Source organism: Paenibacillus sp. FSL K6-1566 (assembly GCF_038050475.1).
GTDB classification, from domain to species: domain Bacteria; phylum Bacillota; class Bacilli; order Paenibacillales; family Paenibacillaceae; genus Paenibacillus_AQ; species Paenibacillus_AQ lactis.
The window spans coordinates 5,562,209-5,577,500 of record NZ_JBBOSR010000001.1 but is presented as its reverse complement, the minus strand read 5'-3'; the positions used below and the strand labels follow the sequence as shown (position 1 = coordinate 5,577,500).

Sequence of the window (15,292 nt, the reverse complement as noted above, 5' to 3'; positions counted from 1 at the left end):
TACAAGTCGAGCAGGGACGAAAGTCGGGCTTAGTGATCCGGTGGTACCGCATGGAAGGGCCATCGCTCAACGGATAAAAGCTACCCTGGGGATAACAGGCTTATCTCCCCCAAGAGTCCACATCGACGGGGAGGTTTGGCACCTCGATGTCGGCTCATCGCATCCTGGGGCTGAAGTAGGTCCCAAGGGTTGGGCTGTTCGCCCATTAAAGCGGTACGCGAGCTGGGTTCAGAACGTCGTGAGACAGTTCGGTCCCTATCTGTCGTGGGCGTAGGAAATTTGAGAGGAGCTGTCCTTAGTACGAGAGGACCGGGATGGACGTACCGCTGGTGCACCAGTTGTTCCGCCAGGAGCATGGCTGGGTAGCTACGTACGGACGGGATAAGCGCTGAAAGCATCTAAGCGTGAAGCCCCCCTCAAGATGAGATTTCCCAATTCGTAAGACCCCTTGAAGACGACGAGGTAGATAGGTTGGAGGTGGAAGTGCAGCAATGCATGGAGCTGACCAATACTAATCGGTCGAGGGCTTATCCTAAACAACACCCCAAAAAGTGAAGCGAAGCTTTGAAGCGGATGCCGAATACTTTTCGGGGACCCCGATACCACATTGGGGAAATGCTACGGATTCTAATCAACGCAAAGACGTTTCGTATCTAGTTTTCAGGTGATCAAATCATCACTTGAACTGAATAATGTTCCCTGATAGCTCAGTTGGTAGAGCACTCGACTGTTAATCGAGTTGTCACAGGTTCGAGTCCTGTTCGGGGAGCCATTTATGGAGAGGTGTCCGAGTTGGCCGAAGGAGCACGATTGGAAATCGTGTAGGCGTCAAAAGCGTCTCGAGGGTTCGAATCCCTCTCTCTCCGCCACTATTATTTAAGTAAGGCCCGTTGGTCAAGGGGTTAAGACACCTCCCTTTCACGGAGGTAACAGGGGTTCGAATCCCCTACGGGTCACCATCTTTCTTTTAAAAAGACTTGATTTCGTCGCCGGTTATCTGGTATGATAGAAATCGCTTTGTTACGGAGGCTTAGCTCAGCTGGGAGAGCATCTGCCTTACAAGCAGAGGGTCGGGGGTTCGATCCCCTCAGCCTCCACCATAAATAACAATGTAACCCTTTTATAATGGCGCGGGGTGGAGCAGTTCGGTAGCTCGTCGGGCTCATAACCCGAAGGTCGCAGGTTCAAATCCTGCCCCCGCAACCAATTATATCGCATTAGCGATAGTGCCTCGTGGAACTGTGGTGTAGAGGCCTAACATGCCTGCCTGTCACGCAGGAGATCGCGGGTTCGAATCCCGTCAGTTCCGCCATTTTTTAACTTTTGGGATGAGATGAGTGTCCGATATGGGATTCGTCGAAGTCACGAAGAGCGTAAGGCTCGGTAGCTCAGTCGGTAGAGCAGAGGACTGAAAATCCTCGTGTCGGCGGTTCGATTCCGTCCCGAGCCACCATGTTTCACAATTGCATACGCCGGTGTAGCTCAATTGGTAGAGCAACTGACTTGTAATCAGTAGGTTGGGGGTTCAAGTCCTCTCGCCGGCACCACTATGGAGGATTAGCGAAGTGGCCAAACGCAGCAGACTGTAAATCTGTTCTCTTACGAGTTCGGTGGTTCGAATCCATCATCCTCCACCAGTTTTATAGGGGCATAGTTTAAAGGTAGAACAGCGGTCTCCAAAACCGTTAGTGTGGGTTCAATTCCTGCTGCCCCTGCCAATCGAAAATTTATAAATATGGCGGTCGTGGCGAAGGGGTTAACGCACCGGATTGTGGCTCCGGCATTCGTGGGTTCAAGTCCCATCGATCGCCCCATATTTCAAAATCATATTGGGGATTAGCCAAGCGGTAAGGCAACGGACTTTGACTCCGTCATGCATAGGTTCGAATCCTATATCCCCAGCCATGATTTCTGCGGACGTGGCTCAGCGGTAGAGCATCGCCTTGCCAAGGCGAGGGTCGCGGGTTCGATTCCCGTCGTCCGCTCCATTTTTATTTGTGGCGCCATAGCCAAGTGGTAAGGCACAGCTCTGCAAAAGCTTTATCCCCAGTTCGAATCTGGGTGGCGCCTCCATTTACCAATCTGTGCCCTTAGCTCAGCTGGATAGAGCGTTTGACTACGAATCAAAAGGTCAGGAGTTCGAATCTCTTAGGGCACGCTTTTATGCCGGTGTGGCGGAATTGGCAGACGCGCGCGACTCAAAATCGTGAGGGAAACCGTGGGGGTTCGAGTCCCTTCACCGGCATCATGCAAAAGGAATGCAAGACGATTATCGTCTGCATTCCTTTTTTGCGTTTTTCGTCTGATGATCGGTTGGTATGACAGCGTTCAACTGCAGTGAGATGTGCTTCTTGTCGAAGTGCGTTGTTCCTATGAAAGAAGAGCGCGGGTTTCTATGGATCGAGCACCGTTTGGATGCAATGGCGAATAGGCGATCCGGCCCGCTTTAAAATGGGCCAGGAATGGATTGGACGCAGGTCTATAGAAGGCCCCGACTTAGGTCTAGGTGCAAAAACCGTCCGCAGTCCGTTTTAGTGAAGCGTGAAATTACCTAGAATAGAGTCATAAGGTTGAACACATAAACAACGATCAAACGACAGAAAGGCGGTGTATAAATGAGATATTCGAGAGGAAACGGATTAAGTCTCCTGCTGATTGGTTTAGGGGTTTTGATTCTTCTGGGTGTATTCGCTCCTCTGCTCGGATGGTTGTTCAGTCTTTTGCTTCCCGTTCTGATGATCGCTTTGGGATATTACGGAATTCGGAGAGGCAACGCTCTGATCGGGTGGATCATTCTCGGTATCGGCGTCATCTGGTTGATGGGTAAGCTGTCTTGGCTCATCGGTCCGGTACTCGGTATTATCCTGATCATCTATGGGTTGTCCCGATTCAAGAAGGGAAGACCGCGTTACTAAATGCGATTATAGGATAACAGCCAGCTGAAGTTAAGGATAAGAAGTTGATAGAAGAGGAGGGCTAAACCCAAATGAGTGTTTTCAGACGGATACGAGATATTACCGTTGCAACCTTGAATGAAAGACTCGAGCAGAGTCAGGATCCGGTCAGATTGATCGACCAGTTCCTTCATTCGACAAGACAAGACATCACGGAAGCCGAGAAGCTTCTGCAGCAATGCCAGACTCACTCCAGGCAACTGAAGCAGCAGGTTGACCAAGCCGAGACGATGCGGGATAAGCGTGAGGAACAAGCGCTGCTTGCATTGAAAGCCGGTGAGGATCATCTGGCGAAGCTGGCACTTCAAGAGAAGCTGATCTATGAAGAAAAGATTGAACAATACCAAGGCTTGTTGTCTACCAGCCTGGAATCGCTGAGAGAGATTGAAGAGCAGCTCGGGGAGCTCCGCATGGAGTATCAAACTGTATACAGCAAGCGTCAATACTATGTTGCCCGAATGGAGACACTCCGTCTGCAGCAGAAGATGAATGAACGCACCGGTGCATACGGTGGTCAAGATGTTCCGAAGATGTTCAACCGGCTCGAGGATCGCATCAGCGATTGGGAGCTTGAAGCCAGAAGCTTGCGCGATTTACGCCGGATGGGCCAGGAGTATGTGGAGCAGGCAGGCAATACCGTCTCTTCCGTACTCGAAAAGGAGCTTGCCCGTTTGAAGCAAAAGCTGAATGACAGCGGAAAGGAGTAATCATGACTAGATTGTACCGTTCTACCCGAGACAAAATGTTTACCGGGTTGATCGGCGGCCTATCCGATTATTTCGGAGTCGAATCGACCATCCTCAGAATTATATTTGTAGTCAGTATCTTTTTCACTGGCGGTACAACACTATTAATTTACCTGATCGCGTCGTTGGTTGTTTCCAAAGAGCCGCCGTATTACCACGATCCATACGCACCTCATGGAAGACATGGAGGACATGGAGGCTATCGTTTCAATGATGCACCTGGACCCGGATATAACGGCTATAACGATAACTATGGTCGTCCAGGATATCCGAATGAAGGCGGCTTTGGACCGAAATATGATCGATCCGGCCGGCCGGATCCAGGCTATGGTCCCCGGAATAACGCATCCGCCGATTCCGGTCTGGATGCGATGATGCAAGACATCGAGAAGAAGGCATTGCAAAAAGAAATTGAAGAGTTGAAGAAAAAACTATCGGATTATGAGAAGGGAGATAAGTAACATGGGAGTATTTAAAAGAATTAAAGATATGACAAAGGCGTCGGTGAATGAGCTGCTGGATAAGGTAGAAGACCCGATTGTGATGTTGAACCAGTATCTGCGCGACATGGAAGCAGAAATTCACGAGGCTGAAGTAACCGTAGCGAAGCAAATGGCGAATGAGCGTCGGATGAAGCAGCGCGTGGACGAAGCGGTTAAGATGGCTGCACAGCGCGAGGCACAAGCCGAGCTGGCTCTGAAGAACGGTCAGGAAGAAGTTGCACGCAAGCTTCTGGAGGAAAAAATCTACTTCGATCAAAAAGTTACCGAGTACTCCGAGCTGCACCTGCAATCGGAATCCCAAGCTAAAGAACTGGTTGCCCAGCTTCATCAAATGAAAGACGAGTTTTATAAAATGCGCAACAAGCGCAATGAGCTCGTAGCTCGTGCGCAAATGGCCAAAGCCAAGAAGCAAATGTCTCAAGTGAGCAGCTTGCATACGATTGAGAGCGGCAGCGCTTCGATGGGCTTCCACCGCATGGAGGAAAAAATCATGCAAATGGAGGCAGAAGCGGACGTGCTTCGCGCACCATACCGTCCGAACAACGCGGCTTACACCAGCCCGGTGGATGCCGAGAAGCAGCTGAAAGTCGATGAGCAGCTGGAAGCGCTAAAGAACAAACTGAACAACACCTCGAAATCGGAGTAATTGTTCAGGAAACTTAGCAAAATAAATGAAAAACCGTATGCGAAATTCCGGGTTCATATGATATGCTATACGGATGAAGCAGTCCGAGTAGTATAGGACAAAGCCATACCGTGAGGGGCTCCTCATGGATATGGCTTTTCCCGGCTTTATATTTCGTCATCAAGGAGGTGCGACATGGATCGAAACCGCTGGATCGCAGTAGGGTTCATCTGTTTAGGTTTTATTATGCTCTTCGGCCGATGGTTCGGTTTCTTTACCATTGTCGCCCTGTTGCTCATGTTTGCAGGCGTGCTTCAGGTCCGCACAGGCCAAGTGAAGAGAGGCTACATTCTGCTCGGGGTCGGAGCTGTCATGCTGATGCTGGAGCACCTCATGCTGATTATCGGCGTCAGCCTGATCTCGCTTGGCATTTTCTACGGAAAATCCAGACGGGCGCATGGTACAACCGGCTATGTCCAGAAGCAAAGCTTTATGTCCAACTTCGATTGGGACCAGTCGCCATGGGTTATGCGCAGTCTGAGCATATGGCATGTGCTCGGAGAAGCTGATGTGGACCTGTCCCTGGCTCTGCCGGAGGAGCGTCATACGGTTATGATGTTTCACGGTTTGCTTGGGGATATCGATCTGATGATCCCCGATTATTACGGGGTGGAAATCGAGGCCTTCATCCTGTTCGGATCGATCCATATGGGCGACCGGAAGGAGACGGGCATCATGAATCGCGTACGTTATCAATCTCCCAACTATGAGACGAGCGAATATAAAGTGAAATTCATCGTTTTGTATTTAGGCGGAGATTTGAGTATACGAATGACGTAAATGACTTATTCATACATTGGATTTGGATACCAATCAGGAGGGTTGCCCCGTGGAAACGGAAAAAAAAGCAAACATCATAACCCGTAGCATGCGCGAGGGAGCCCTTCTGGGATTGGTTGTCATGCTGATCGTGTTGTACTTGCTGTATACATACGGGTACTTACAGCCGTTTGAGACCTGGAAGGGGCGGATTGAAGCGCTGATCACCATCGTGCTTCTGCCGGTCGGTCTTGGGGCCATTTATGGGTTTTATCAAGGATATCGGGTCAAACGAAGAATTGATCTTGTACGGGAAACGCTGGTAAGCTGGGAGAAGGGCAGTCTGACCGATGTGATGCCGGATATCGGGGAGGACGAAGTCGGACGGCTGGGCGAGCAGCTGGTGCGCATCAGCAAGCGTTGGGAGGACCAGGTCTCCTCCTTGCAGCGGCTGTCGACCAATAACGCCCAGCTGGCGGAGCAAGCCCGGGTGACGGCGATCGTCGAAGAGAGGCAGCGACTGGCCCGCGAGCTGCACGATGCGGTGTCCCAGCAGCTGTTCGCCATTTCGATGACCGCCACGGCGGTTGGCAGGACGCTGGATAAGGATTTTGACAAAGCCCAGCGCCAGGTGGCTCTGATCGAGGAAATGTCGGCGGTTGCCCAGTCCGAGATGAGGGCGCTGCTCCTTCATTTGCGGCCGGTCTATTTGGAGGGTAAAGCCTTGGAGCAAGGTCTGCGGGATCTGATTAAAGAACTGCAGATTAAAGTGCCGATGGAAATTACGTTTGAAATGGACGAGGATATTCACTTGGTGAAGGGAATCGAGAACCACTTGTTCCGGATCATTCAAGAGGCCATGTCCAACACGCTTCGTCATGCCAAGGCGGACAAAATGGATATCCGCATTCACCGGAAGCAGAATACCGTTCGGGTAATGCTCCGCGATGACGGTGTAGGGTTTGAGCTGGATGACAAGAAGCAAACCTCTTACGGCCTGTCGACCATGCAGGAACGGGTCACGGAGATCGGGGGCTCCATTCAGTTTATTACCGCCCCCGGCAAAGGAACACGCATTGAAATTACGGTACCGCTGATGAATGAAGAACGCAAACGGGGGGATAGCGATGGAAACACCGATTAAAGTGCTGCTGGTGGACGATCACGAGATGGTCCGGATCGGCCTCGCCGCCGTGCTGGGCACGGAGGATGGGATCGAAGTTGTAGGGGAGGCAGGCAGCGGTGAGGAAGGCATCCGGCTTGCTCAGGAGTATCAACCGGATGTGGTGCTGATGGATCTGGTGATGGACGGAATGGACGGGATCGAGACGACCCGGCAGCTCATGAAGCAGTTCCCGAATCTCAAGGTGATTGTGCTGACGAGTTACCTGGACGACGAGAAGATGTATCCGGTCATTGAAGCCGGCGCCTTTAGCTATCTGCTAAAAACATCCCGGGCCTCCGAGGTTGCGGACGCTATACGCGCAGCGGCACGCGGACAGTCGGTTCTGGAGTCGCAGGTCGCTTCCAAGATGATGAATCGTTTCCGTCATCCGCAAAACGAGGCTCCGGCTCATCAGGATTTGACGGACCGGGAAATGGAGGTTCTGCGTCTGCTCGCCCAAGGCAAATCGAATCAGGATATTGCCGATGAGCTTATCATTGGAATCAAGACGGTGAAATTTCACGTTACGAATATTCTGGGCAAGCTTGGCGTTGAGGATCGTACCCAAGCGGCTATATATGCGTACAAAAATGGGTTGGCTGAGTAGAAGAGCCGGCTCATTTTTTTATGCCTGCTTGTATATTTTCCTCCCGAATCGGCGATCCTTTTACTAGATTGATAGATTGTACGGGGAGCGTGACGAGCGGTGAGGAGAATATCATTTCAAATATTGGGGATGGTAATGGTGCTATGCAGCTTGGTGGGAATACTGGTCGGATTTTCAGACGTAAAATCCAGTCCGTTGTCCGGAAGTGCTCATGAAGCACCGGCCGCAGCTGCTCAAGCAGAGCGCGATTTGCGGCTTCTCCTCAAGCTTGGACGGGAGCATGTGGATTCGGACGTTCGCTTCACCGTTAAACTGCAGGGTGAAAGTCAGGCGGTCTCCAGAGACCAAGCCATGGCTTCCGCTGAGCAGGTTGCACAGGCACTCGGCCTTCCTGCAGTCACTGCAGGAAAGGTGCATGGAAACGAAGTGTTCCGTTCCGAAGGGACTCTCGAGGGCCTTCCGGTCCAGATGGATTGGGCGCTTACCCATCTAGGGGGAAGCTATGTACGGGTAATGCTGACCGCCGAAGGGGAAGCGCAGGGCGAGCGGATGATTGGGATGCAGCAGCGCGTGCTGGATGAACTGGCTCATGCCGGCGTCGAGGCCGCGATGAATGCTGCCGTTCAAGGCTACAGCGCAAGGCAAGAAGGAGCTGCCGAGACGATCGGTCGGCTTGAAGGGGATCTTGGCCGGACATTGACGATGCGCTTGGTGGAGGATTATGAAGACGGAAAGACGGTCAGCCGATCCTACGAAGCTCCAGCGCTGGGCACTTTCGTCAAAAGCGGGGAGCAACCGATTCATATGCAGCTGGCAGTGCATGAAGATTCGATGAAGAAAAGTAGTAGAATCACGATCGGATTTCCCGTCATTACTGTAGAATATTGAAAACAGCATCTGAAACTATAATGAAAAAATGCGGAATGAGATAGCATAGTTGATATGAATGTGCTAAAATGTCATCAAATCAAAGAAAGTCCAGATGCATAAAAATACACTATATTACATAGAAAGAATGAGGAGCCATGGCTGAAAAACAAAATCTAGATACATTGAAGGCACCGGGAGCGGTATTTTTCATCTTTGGGGCGACCGGTGATTTGGCAAGACGCAAGCTGTTTCCGGCGATCTACAGTCTTTATCGTGAAGGGAAACTGGAAGAGGATTTTGCAGTAATCGGCGTGGCGCGTCGTCCGCGCACCCAAGAGGAATTTCGGGAGGACGTTTACCGTTCCATCCAGGAATTCTGCCGGTACAGTTCCGAGCAGGATCAGGAGTGGAATGCCTTCGCGCAGCATTTTGAATATAAATCATTAGACATTAACAATATCGACGGCTTCCGTGAGCTTCGCGAACAAACGGAGCAGCTGGAAGCGAAGTTCAACATCCCGGGCAACCGCCTGTTCTATCTGGCTCTTGCACCGGAGCTGTTCGGCAGCGTATCGTTCAACCTGATGAAGGGCGGCATGCTGGAAGGCGCAGGCTGGAACCGTCTTGTGATCGAGAAGCCGTTCGGCTACGATCTGGAGTCGGCTGCCAAGCTGAACGAAGAAATTCGCAAAGTGTTCAAGGAAGAAGAAATCTACCGCATCGACCATTACCTCGGGAAGGAAATGGTTCAGAACATCGAAGTCATCCGCTTCGCCAATGCGTTCTTCGAGCCGCTCTGGAACAACAAGCATATCGCTAACGTTCAAATTACGCTTGGCGAGACGGTTGGCGTAGAAGAGCGAGGAGGCTACTACGATCATGCCGGCGCCCTGCGGGATATGGGTCAGAACCATATGCTGCAGCTGCTGACGATGATCGCGATGGAGCCGCCTAGCCGACTGCTTGCCGAGGACATTCGGGATGAGAAGGTCAAGGTGCTTCGTTCCCTTCGTCCTTACGCTACCCATGAGGAAGTGGCGAAGAACGTCGTTCGCGGCCAATATACAAGAGGCTCTGCGGGCGGCAAGGAATTGCCGGCATACCGGGAAGAGGATAAGGTGAACCCGGAATCCAATACGGAGACGTATTTTGCCGCAAGAGTCTTTGTCGACAACTTCCGCTGGGCAGGCGTTCCGTTCTACATCCGCACTGGCAAGCGTCTTCCGGTCAAGACGACCGAGGTGGTCGTGGAATTCAAACGGATGCCGAACAACGTATACTTGGGCCAAAAGCATTCGCTTGAGCCAAACCTGCTTGTTATTCGCGTTAACCCGATGGAAGGCATCTATGTGAAGATCAATGCCAAGAAGCCGGGCTCTGAATCGGAAATCGCGCCGGTGGCCATGGATTTCTGCCAAAGCTGCATCGTCGGCATTAACTCGCCGGAAGCGTACGAGCGGCTGCTGCATGATGCTGCCCGCGGAGACTCCACTTATTTCACCCGCTGGGATGAAGTCGCTTCGGCATGGTCCTTCGTGGATCGCATCGCAAGCGCTTGGAGAGAGAACCAGGGTGAGCTGGAGTCCTATCCTGCCGGCTCCTGGGGCCCGGCCAAGGCCGACGAGCTTCTTAAGGAAGACGGCTTCCACTGGTGGCCGGTGAACGGTCAGCTGGAAGATAATGTGGTTTGGCTAAAAGGCGAATAACGCGTTCGATATATGCCTAAAAATCATCCCCATGCGCACGTGCGTGGGGATGATTTGCGTATCAATTGTGGTACAATGATATACATGACTTTAGTAATGAAGGGATTTGTGTGATGGCAAAGCTAAGCGATGAATTAAAGCAGGAAGTGGATAAACGCCGTACGTTTGCGATTATTTCCCACCCTGACGCCGGTAAAACAACGCTGACCGAGAAGCTGCTCCTGTTCGGGGGCGCCATTCGATTGGCGGGAACTGTTAAAGCGCGCAAGGCGAGCAAACATGCGACAAGTGACTGGATGGAAATCGAGAAGCAGCGCGGTATCTCGGTCACTTCATCCGTCATGCAATTTGACTATCTTGGGCATCGGATTAACATTTTGGATACCCCGGGCCACCAAGATTTCAGTGAAGATACGTACCGTACGCTGACCGCTGCAGACAGCGCCGTCATGTTGATCGACGTAGCTAAAGGGGTCGAGGCCCAGACGATCAAGCTGTTCCAGGTGTGTGCGAAGCGGGGCATCCCGATTTTTACGTTTATCAACAAGCTGGACCGGGAAGGGCGGAGCCCGTTCGATCTGATGGAGGAGCTGGAGCAGGTGCTCGGCATCCGTTCGGTTCCGATGAATTGGCCGATCGGCTCCGGCCGGGATCTGTGCGGCGTATATGATCGGGTGAAGAATCAGGTTGAGCTGTTCCAAGGAGATGACCATTCAACGATCAAAGTGCAAAAGGTTGAAGGCTATGAGGACCCGCTGATCCGCGAGATGGCCGGCGATTACTTGCATGATCAGCTGTGCCAGGATTTGGAGCTGCTCGATGTAGCGGGCGATCCGTTTGATTACGAAAAAGTGCTGCAGGGGCAACTGACCCCGGTATTCTTCGGCAGCGCCATTAACAATTTCGGCGTGCAGACCTTCCTGGAGAATTTCCTCCAGCTGGCGCCGAAGCCCGAGCCGCGTCGCAGCACGGAAGGCATGGTGGAGCCGACGGACGAGAAGTTCTCGGGATATGTATTCAAGATTCAAGCCAACATGAATCCGGCGCATCGCGACCGTATCGCATTTTTGCGTATCGTATCGGGCAAGTTTGAGCGCGGAATGAGCGTGAAGCACGTCCGGGCCGGCAAGGAGATTAAACTTTCCCAGCCGCAGCAGTTTCTGGCGCAGGACCGGGATATTGTCCAAGAGGCGTATCCTGGCGACATTATCGGCCTGTTTGATCCGGGTATTTTCCGTATCGGAGATTCGCTCAGTCAAGGACGGGAGGTCGTGTTCGATGAGCTGCCTACGTTCTCGCCTGAGATCTTTGCCAAGGCTACCGTAAAAAATGCACTCAAGCATAAACAGTACCAGAAGGGGATCGATCAGCTGACAGAGGAGGGCACCATCCAGGTGTTCCGGACGACCAGCTTCGATGAAATCATTCTCGGCGTTGTCGGCCAGCTCCAATTCGAGGTATTTGAGCACCGGATGAAGGCCGAATACGGGGTTGACGTTCAGCTTCAGCGGCTGCCATACCAGTTCGCCCGCTGGATCGTTGATGACCAGATCGACCCGTCCAAATTCCGGATTAACTCGACATTGGTGAAGGATAAGAAGGAAAACTTCGTGGTGTTATTCGAGAACGAGTATGCGATGAGAACCGCGATGGAGAAAAATCCGACGGCTAAATTTTTGGAGACTGCACCGTAAGCTCTCCTTGATATAAGCAAAAAAACAATCCTCAGGCTGTTCAAGCTTTGAGGATTGTTTCTTTTGCGGCCGCCGGCCGTCTTAGCCTTGCGTCAGGTTCCCGGGGGTGACGTGCTTTAGATGCTCGTGAAGGGAGGAGACGAGCTGGTTTTGCTCGGAAGCATCCATGTCCTTCCACATCATTTCAAACATTACCCCTAGTCCCGGCAGGGCGGCTTCCGGCCCGTCGACGGAACCCTCGATCATGGAGCGCAGCTCTTCTTGGTCCTGATTATGGACTTTGTGAATGACAGCTTGCCGTAGATCTAACAATATGGACATCGAAATGTTCCTCCTTGTTTATGAAAGGGTCATTGGTAATGTACCCGTAGAGAGGCAGTTACATTCAAGTATTCGGGACAGTATGGTATACTGAAATAACGAATAACCAGAACAATGCGGAATGGATCTAGGCTCGTGGGAGGATTATATAAATGGCGAAGAAACAGTACGCAGTAATCGGTATGGGACGTTTTGGCACGAGTGTAGCGAAGGAATTAAGCACCATGGGCTTTGATGTATTGGCCGTGGACGCAAGTGAGCAGCGCGTGCAGGAAATCGCTAATATGGTCACGCACGCGGTATCGGCGGATTCGACTGATGAAGAAGCGCTGCGGGCGCTAGGCATTCGCAACTTCGATGTCGTTGTCGTGGCTATAGGGGAGGACATCCAGTCCAGTATTTTGACGACATTGATCTTGAAGGATCTTGGCGTGCCGGCGATCGTCGTCAAGGCAAAAAATGAACTGCACGGCAAAGTGCTCCATAAGATCGGGGCGGATAAGGTGATTTTCCCCGAACGGGATATGGGGCTCCGGGTTGCGCATCATCTGGTGTCTCCGAACATTTTGGACTATATCGACCTGTCGGATGATTACAGCATTATGGAGATGCAGGCAACGGGGGAACTGCTCGGGCACAATCTGAGAGAGCTGGATATTCGGGCCCGGTTCGGCTGCAACGTTATGGCGATCCGCAGCGAATCGGATATGAACATTTCACCCCATCCGGAAGACCGCATCGAAGAGGGCGACATTCTCGTTATCGTCGGTCACAAGAACGATCTGGCGAAGCTGGAGCTGGCTTACCCGAAATGAACCTAATATCGAATCAAGCCGGCTAATAGCCAGGCTATGATTTCTTTCTTAAATGTATAGAGGAACGGTGGATAGAGCGATGGAGATATTATCGCCGCAGAATGCCCGTGTGAAGAGCTGGGCTCAGCTGCAAGAGAAAAAGCATAGGGACAAGCAAAACAAGTATGTGGTTGAGGGGATTCATCTGGTGCAGGAGGCGCTGTCCTCGGGTGCGGATGTCGAGTGCGTTGCCTTTGACATCGAGCGGGGCATCCCTCGGGAGCTTACTGGCATACCGGACACGGAACAGGGTGTCGAATGGATCGGCGTATCCCATGCGGTGATTGCCAAAGTAAGCGATACGCCTTCCCCGCAGCCGGTATTTGCCGTCGTTCGCAAGGAAGCCGGGCAATGGCAGGATCTGATCATGCGTGAAGGCGGCCTTGTGATGGTTCTGGATGGTTTGCAGGATCCGGGAAATGTCGGAACCATTATCCGTACGGCGGATGCAGTAGGAGCTGCAGGCGTTGTGCTTGGCCGAGGCTGCGCCGATGTATACAATCCGAAAACGCTTCGCTCCACGATGGGATCGTTATTTCATTTGCCGGTGCTTGAAGGCGATCTCCTGGAGATTTTGCCGGAGGCTCGAGCGAAAGGTGCCCGGCTGGTGACCACGCTGCTCGAAGGAAAGCGCTCATGCTTCGAGTATGACTTTCAAGGAACATGCTGGATCGTCATCGGCAGTGAAGGAAGCGGGGTATCCCCTGAGGTTGCAGCTCTGGTGGACGATGCGATTCGTATCCCCATGCCTGGACAAGCCGAATCGCTGAACGCGGCGATGGCTGCCTCCGTCCTTATGTATGAAGCACTGCGTCAGCGGGAATACAGCGACAGCAAGACTGGACATTGATCGAGTTTGTTCGATCGGCTCCAGTCTTTTTTACTTGATAATCGATTCGTCGATGAGAGAGTTCAGGATATCATGGAACGATCTTACAGGATGGGCATAACAGCCGTCTTATACAGTTTCGTTGGATAGGGAATGATGAAAATGATACCGGGGAGAGGGGAAAGCGGCATGTACGAGCAAAAAACGAAAGAGACGGAAAACAGCGTCATCGAATTTATCGAGCAGGTGGACAATCCCAAAAAGCGGGAGGATGCTTATCGTCTGCTGGACATTTTTACGGAAACGAGCGGTTTTCCGGCTAAAATGTGGGGGCCCAGCATCATCGGATTCGGTTCCTATCATTACCGGTATGCTTCCGGGCATGAAGGCGATTCGCCGTATGTCGGCTTCTCTCCGAGGAAGGCGAAGATAAGCCTGTATTTTGCGCCGGGAGATGAGCAGCGCGAGGAGCTGCTGGCAAGCTTCGGCAAATATACCGCCGGGAAAGGCTGCGTCTATATCAATAAAGTTGCCGATATCGATGAAGAGGTGCTTAAGCAGCTCATTCGGCAATCCATCGATTTTCTCCAGCGAACCTATCCGGTTCAGGAGTGAGTCTTTGGGGAACGACGCGTATGACTTAACGGTATGGAAGACAGGCAAGTTATGGCAGTTGACATGAAACTATTTGGTTTCATATAATGCTATTACGAAACCAAACGGTTTCGTAATATTGGATAAAGCGAGGTAGGATGATGATGGACAACGCAAGCGGTGCTAAACTGCCGGATATACGACATACGCTTACTTTAAAGGCTCCGATCGACAAGGTGTGGCAGGCGGTGGCTACCTCCGAAGGGATTGCGGCTTGGTTTATGCCGAACAACTTCGAGCCAGCCTTGGGCTTTGAATTTCAACTGAATGCCGGGCCATTCGGCATGTCCCCATGTAAGGTAACCGAGCTCGACCCGCCCCATCGGTTAAGCTTTAATTGGGGGAAGGACTGGACGCTAACGTTCGAGCTGGTTGAGCAGGGCGAACATACCGAGTTTACGCTTATTCACGGCGGCTGGACTGCTGATCAGGTTACGGAATTCGGGGAAGCTCACGAGCTTGTTCGCGGGCGCATGGATAACGGCTGGGCAGGCCTTGTTCAAAAGCTCGCCGGATATGTCGAGGGATAAGCCATGTCCGGGGCCGCTCCGAGGCACGACGTTTTTCAGGCGATCGCCGATCCAACGCGCCGTAAGCTTCTTGGCCTTTTGAGCGAGAAGGAAATGCCGGTCAAGGATATTACCGGGCATTTCTCCATGACCCGGCCGGCGGTGTCGAAGCATCTTCGCATTCTGGAGGAAGCCGGGCTTGTGAAGGAACGCAAGGTCGGACGGGAGACGCGATATCGTCTGGATGCAGGGCCGCTGCAGGATCTGAAGGACTGGCTGTCCTATTTCGATCGTTTCTGGGAAAACAAGCTGTCGATGCTGAAGCATTATGTGGAAGAGGGTTCGATGGATCGAGAAACGCCGGAAGGCCAGGATCCAGCCCTTTCCCTGGTGTCACGAAAGTCTCGCCCGAATCAAGAAGAGCAGGGATAACGAT

General features: G+C 52.1%; 16 protein-coding genes, 16 tRNA genes and 1 rRNA gene (1 of these 33 only partly in view). 32 read left to right on the top strand and 1 reads right to left on the bottom strand.

Annotated elements, in window-relative coordinates; genetic code table 11:
- The 27 genes from NST08_RS25055 to NST08_RS24925 all read left to right on the top strand — a co-directional run.
- Positions 1 to 535 (top strand): 23S ribosomal RNA (locus NST08_RS25055); it begins 2,393 nt to the left of the window's first position.
- A gap of 161 nt (positions 536 to 696) precedes the next feature.
- Positions 697 to 772: transfer RNA gene (locus NST08_RS25050), tRNA-Asn, on the top strand.
- Positions 773 to 777: 5 nt separating this feature from the next.
- Positions 778 to 869: transfer RNA gene (locus NST08_RS25045), tRNA-Ser, on the top strand.
- A gap of 15 nt (positions 870 to 884) precedes the next feature.
- Positions 885 to 959: transfer RNA gene (locus NST08_RS25040), tRNA-Glu, on the top strand.
- 65 nt (positions 960 to 1,024) lie between these two features.
- Positions 1,025 to 1,100: transfer RNA gene (locus tag NST08_RS25035), tRNA-Val, on the top strand.
- A gap of 29 nt (positions 1,101 to 1,129) precedes the next feature.
- Positions 1,130 to 1,206 (top strand) — tRNA-Met (locus NST08_RS25030).
- Positions 1,207 to 1,235: 29 nt separating this feature from the next.
- Positions 1,236 to 1,312 (top strand) — tRNA-Asp (locus NST08_RS25025).
- 65 nt (positions 1,313 to 1,377) lie between these two features.
- Positions 1,378 to 1,453: transfer RNA gene (locus tag NST08_RS25020), tRNA-Phe, on the top strand.
- 18 nt (positions 1,454 to 1,471) lie between these two features.
- Positions 1,472 to 1,547 (top strand) — tRNA-Thr (locus NST08_RS25015).
- A gap of 4 nt (positions 1,548 to 1,551) precedes the next feature.
- A tRNA-Tyr gene (locus NST08_RS25010) sits at positions 1,552 to 1,637 on the top strand.
- Positions 1,638 to 1,644: 7 nt separating this feature from the next.
- Positions 1,645 to 1,718, top strand: a tRNA-Trp gene (locus NST08_RS25005).
- 20 nt (positions 1,719 to 1,738) lie between these two features.
- A tRNA-His gene (locus NST08_RS25000) sits at positions 1,739 to 1,814 on the top strand.
- Between the two features lie 16 nt (positions 1,815 to 1,830).
- A tRNA-Gln gene (locus NST08_RS24995) sits at positions 1,831 to 1,905 on the top strand.
- An 8-nt stretch (positions 1,906 to 1,913) separates the two neighbouring features.
- A tRNA-Gly gene (locus NST08_RS24990) sits at positions 1,914 to 1,988 on the top strand.
- An 11-nt stretch (positions 1,989 to 1,999) separates the two neighbouring features.
- Positions 2,000 to 2,073 (top strand) — tRNA-Cys (locus tag NST08_RS24985).
- A gap of 11 nt (positions 2,074 to 2,084) precedes the next feature.
- Positions 2,085 to 2,158 (top strand) — tRNA-Arg (locus NST08_RS24980).
- Between the two features lie 7 nt (positions 2,159 to 2,165).
- Positions 2,166 to 2,245, top strand: a tRNA-Leu gene (locus NST08_RS24975).
- A 370-nt stretch (positions 2,246 to 2,615) separates the two neighbouring features.
- On the top strand, positions 2,616 to 2,915 hold the full coding sequence (locus NST08_RS24970) for a hypothetical protein (RefSeq protein WP_007131933.1): 300 nt from the start codon (positions 2,616 to 2,618) through the stop codon (positions 2,913 to 2,915).
- A 71-nt stretch (positions 2,916 to 2,986) separates the two neighbouring features.
- The gene (locus tag NST08_RS24965) at positions 2,987 to 3,661 is read left to right on the top strand and encodes a PspA/IM30 family protein (RefSeq protein ID WP_007131934.1); all 675 of its coding nucleotides are present in this window, start codon (positions 2,987 to 2,989) and stop codon (positions 3,659 to 3,661) included.
- A 2-nt stretch (positions 3,662 to 3,663) separates the two neighbouring features.
- Complete coding sequence (locus tag NST08_RS24960; RefSeq protein ID WP_028404769.1) at positions 3,664 to 4,161, top strand: PspC domain-containing protein; 498 nt, start codon at positions 3,664 to 3,666, stop codon at positions 4,159 to 4,161.
- 1 nt (position 4,162) lies between these two features.
- A complete protein-coding gene (locus tag NST08_RS24955) occupies positions 4,163 to 4,849 on the top strand; it encodes a PspA/IM30 family protein (protein ID WP_007131936.1) in 687 nt (228 codons plus the stop codon).
- 174 nt (positions 4,850 to 5,023) lie between these two features.
- Positions 5,024 to 5,668, top strand: coding sequence for a cell wall-active antibiotics response protein LiaF (liaF, locus tag NST08_RS24950; RefSeq protein ID WP_210094573.1), 645 nt, complete (start codon positions 5,024 to 5,026; stop codon positions 5,666 to 5,668).
- Positions 5,669 to 5,717: 49 nt separating this feature from the next.
- Positions 5,718 to 6,791, top strand: coding sequence for a histidine kinase (locus tag NST08_RS24945; RefSeq protein ID WP_210094572.1), 1,074 nt, complete (start codon positions 5,718 to 5,720; stop codon positions 6,789 to 6,791).
- Positions 6,775 to 7,419 (top strand): response regulator, encoded by a 645-nt coding sequence (locus NST08_RS24940; RefSeq protein ID WP_007131939.1) that lies wholly within the window; start codon positions 6,775 to 6,777, stop codon positions 7,417 to 7,419. Before NST08_RS24945 ends, NST08_RS24940 begins: the two co-directional genes overlap by 17 nt.
- A 99-nt stretch (positions 7,420 to 7,518) precedes the next feature.
- Positions 7,519 to 8,307 (top strand): YwmB family TATA-box binding protein, encoded by a 789-nt coding sequence (locus NST08_RS24935; RefSeq protein ID WP_312889577.1) that lies wholly within the window; start codon positions 7,519 to 7,521, stop codon positions 8,305 to 8,307.
- 137 nt (positions 8,308 to 8,444) lie between these two features.
- A complete protein-coding gene (gene zwf / locus NST08_RS24930) occupies positions 8,445 to 9,995 on the top strand; it encodes a glucose-6-phosphate dehydrogenase (protein WP_213616246.1) in 1,551 nt (516 codons plus the stop codon).
- Between the two features lie 113 nt (positions 9,996 to 10,108).
- A complete protein-coding gene (locus tag NST08_RS24925; protein WP_144872635.1) occupies positions 10,109 to 11,689 on the top strand; it encodes a peptide chain release factor 3 in 1,581 nt (526 codons plus the stop codon).
- 81 nt (positions 11,690 to 11,770) lie between these two features.
- On the opposite strand, the gene sspI is transcribed toward NST08_RS24925, so the two are convergent.
- Positions 11,771 to 12,010, bottom strand: a complete 240-nt coding sequence (gene sspI / locus NST08_RS24920; protein WP_007131943.1) for a small acid-soluble spore protein SspI — start codon at positions 12,008 to 12,010, stop codon at positions 11,771 to 11,773.
- Positions 12,011 to 12,162: 152 nt separating this feature from the next.
- Here sspI and NST08_RS24915 point away from each other — a divergent pair, with 152 nt between their 5' ends.
- The 5 genes from NST08_RS24915 (at position 12,163) to NST08_RS24895 (ending at position 15,288) form a co-directional block, all read left to right on the top strand.
- Positions 12,163 to 12,825, top strand: a complete 663-nt coding sequence (locus NST08_RS24915; protein ID WP_007131944.1) for a potassium channel family protein — start codon at positions 12,163 to 12,165, stop codon at positions 12,823 to 12,825.
- A 79-nt stretch (positions 12,826 to 12,904) separates the two neighbouring features.
- Positions 12,905 to 13,714, top strand: coding sequence for a TrmH family RNA methyltransferase (locus tag NST08_RS24910; RefSeq protein ID WP_028404771.1), 810 nt, complete (start codon positions 12,905 to 12,907; stop codon positions 13,712 to 13,714).
- A 168-nt stretch (positions 13,715 to 13,882) separates the two neighbouring features.
- Complete coding sequence (locus NST08_RS24905) at positions 13,883 to 14,308, top strand: DUF1801 domain-containing protein (protein ID WP_341342413.1); 426 nt, start codon at positions 13,883 to 13,885, stop codon at positions 14,306 to 14,308.
- A 143-nt stretch (positions 14,309 to 14,451) separates the two neighbouring features.
- On the top strand, positions 14,452 to 14,877 hold the full coding sequence (locus tag NST08_RS24900) for an SRPBCC family protein (protein WP_028404773.1): 426 nt from the start codon (positions 14,452 to 14,454) through the stop codon (positions 14,875 to 14,877).
- Between the two features lie 3 nt (positions 14,878 to 14,880).
- Positions 14,881 to 15,288, top strand: coding sequence for an ArsR/SmtB family transcription factor (locus NST08_RS24895; protein ID WP_007131948.1), 408 nt, complete (start codon positions 14,881 to 14,883; stop codon positions 15,286 to 15,288).
- Positions 15,289 to 15,292: the final 4 nt, after the last annotated feature.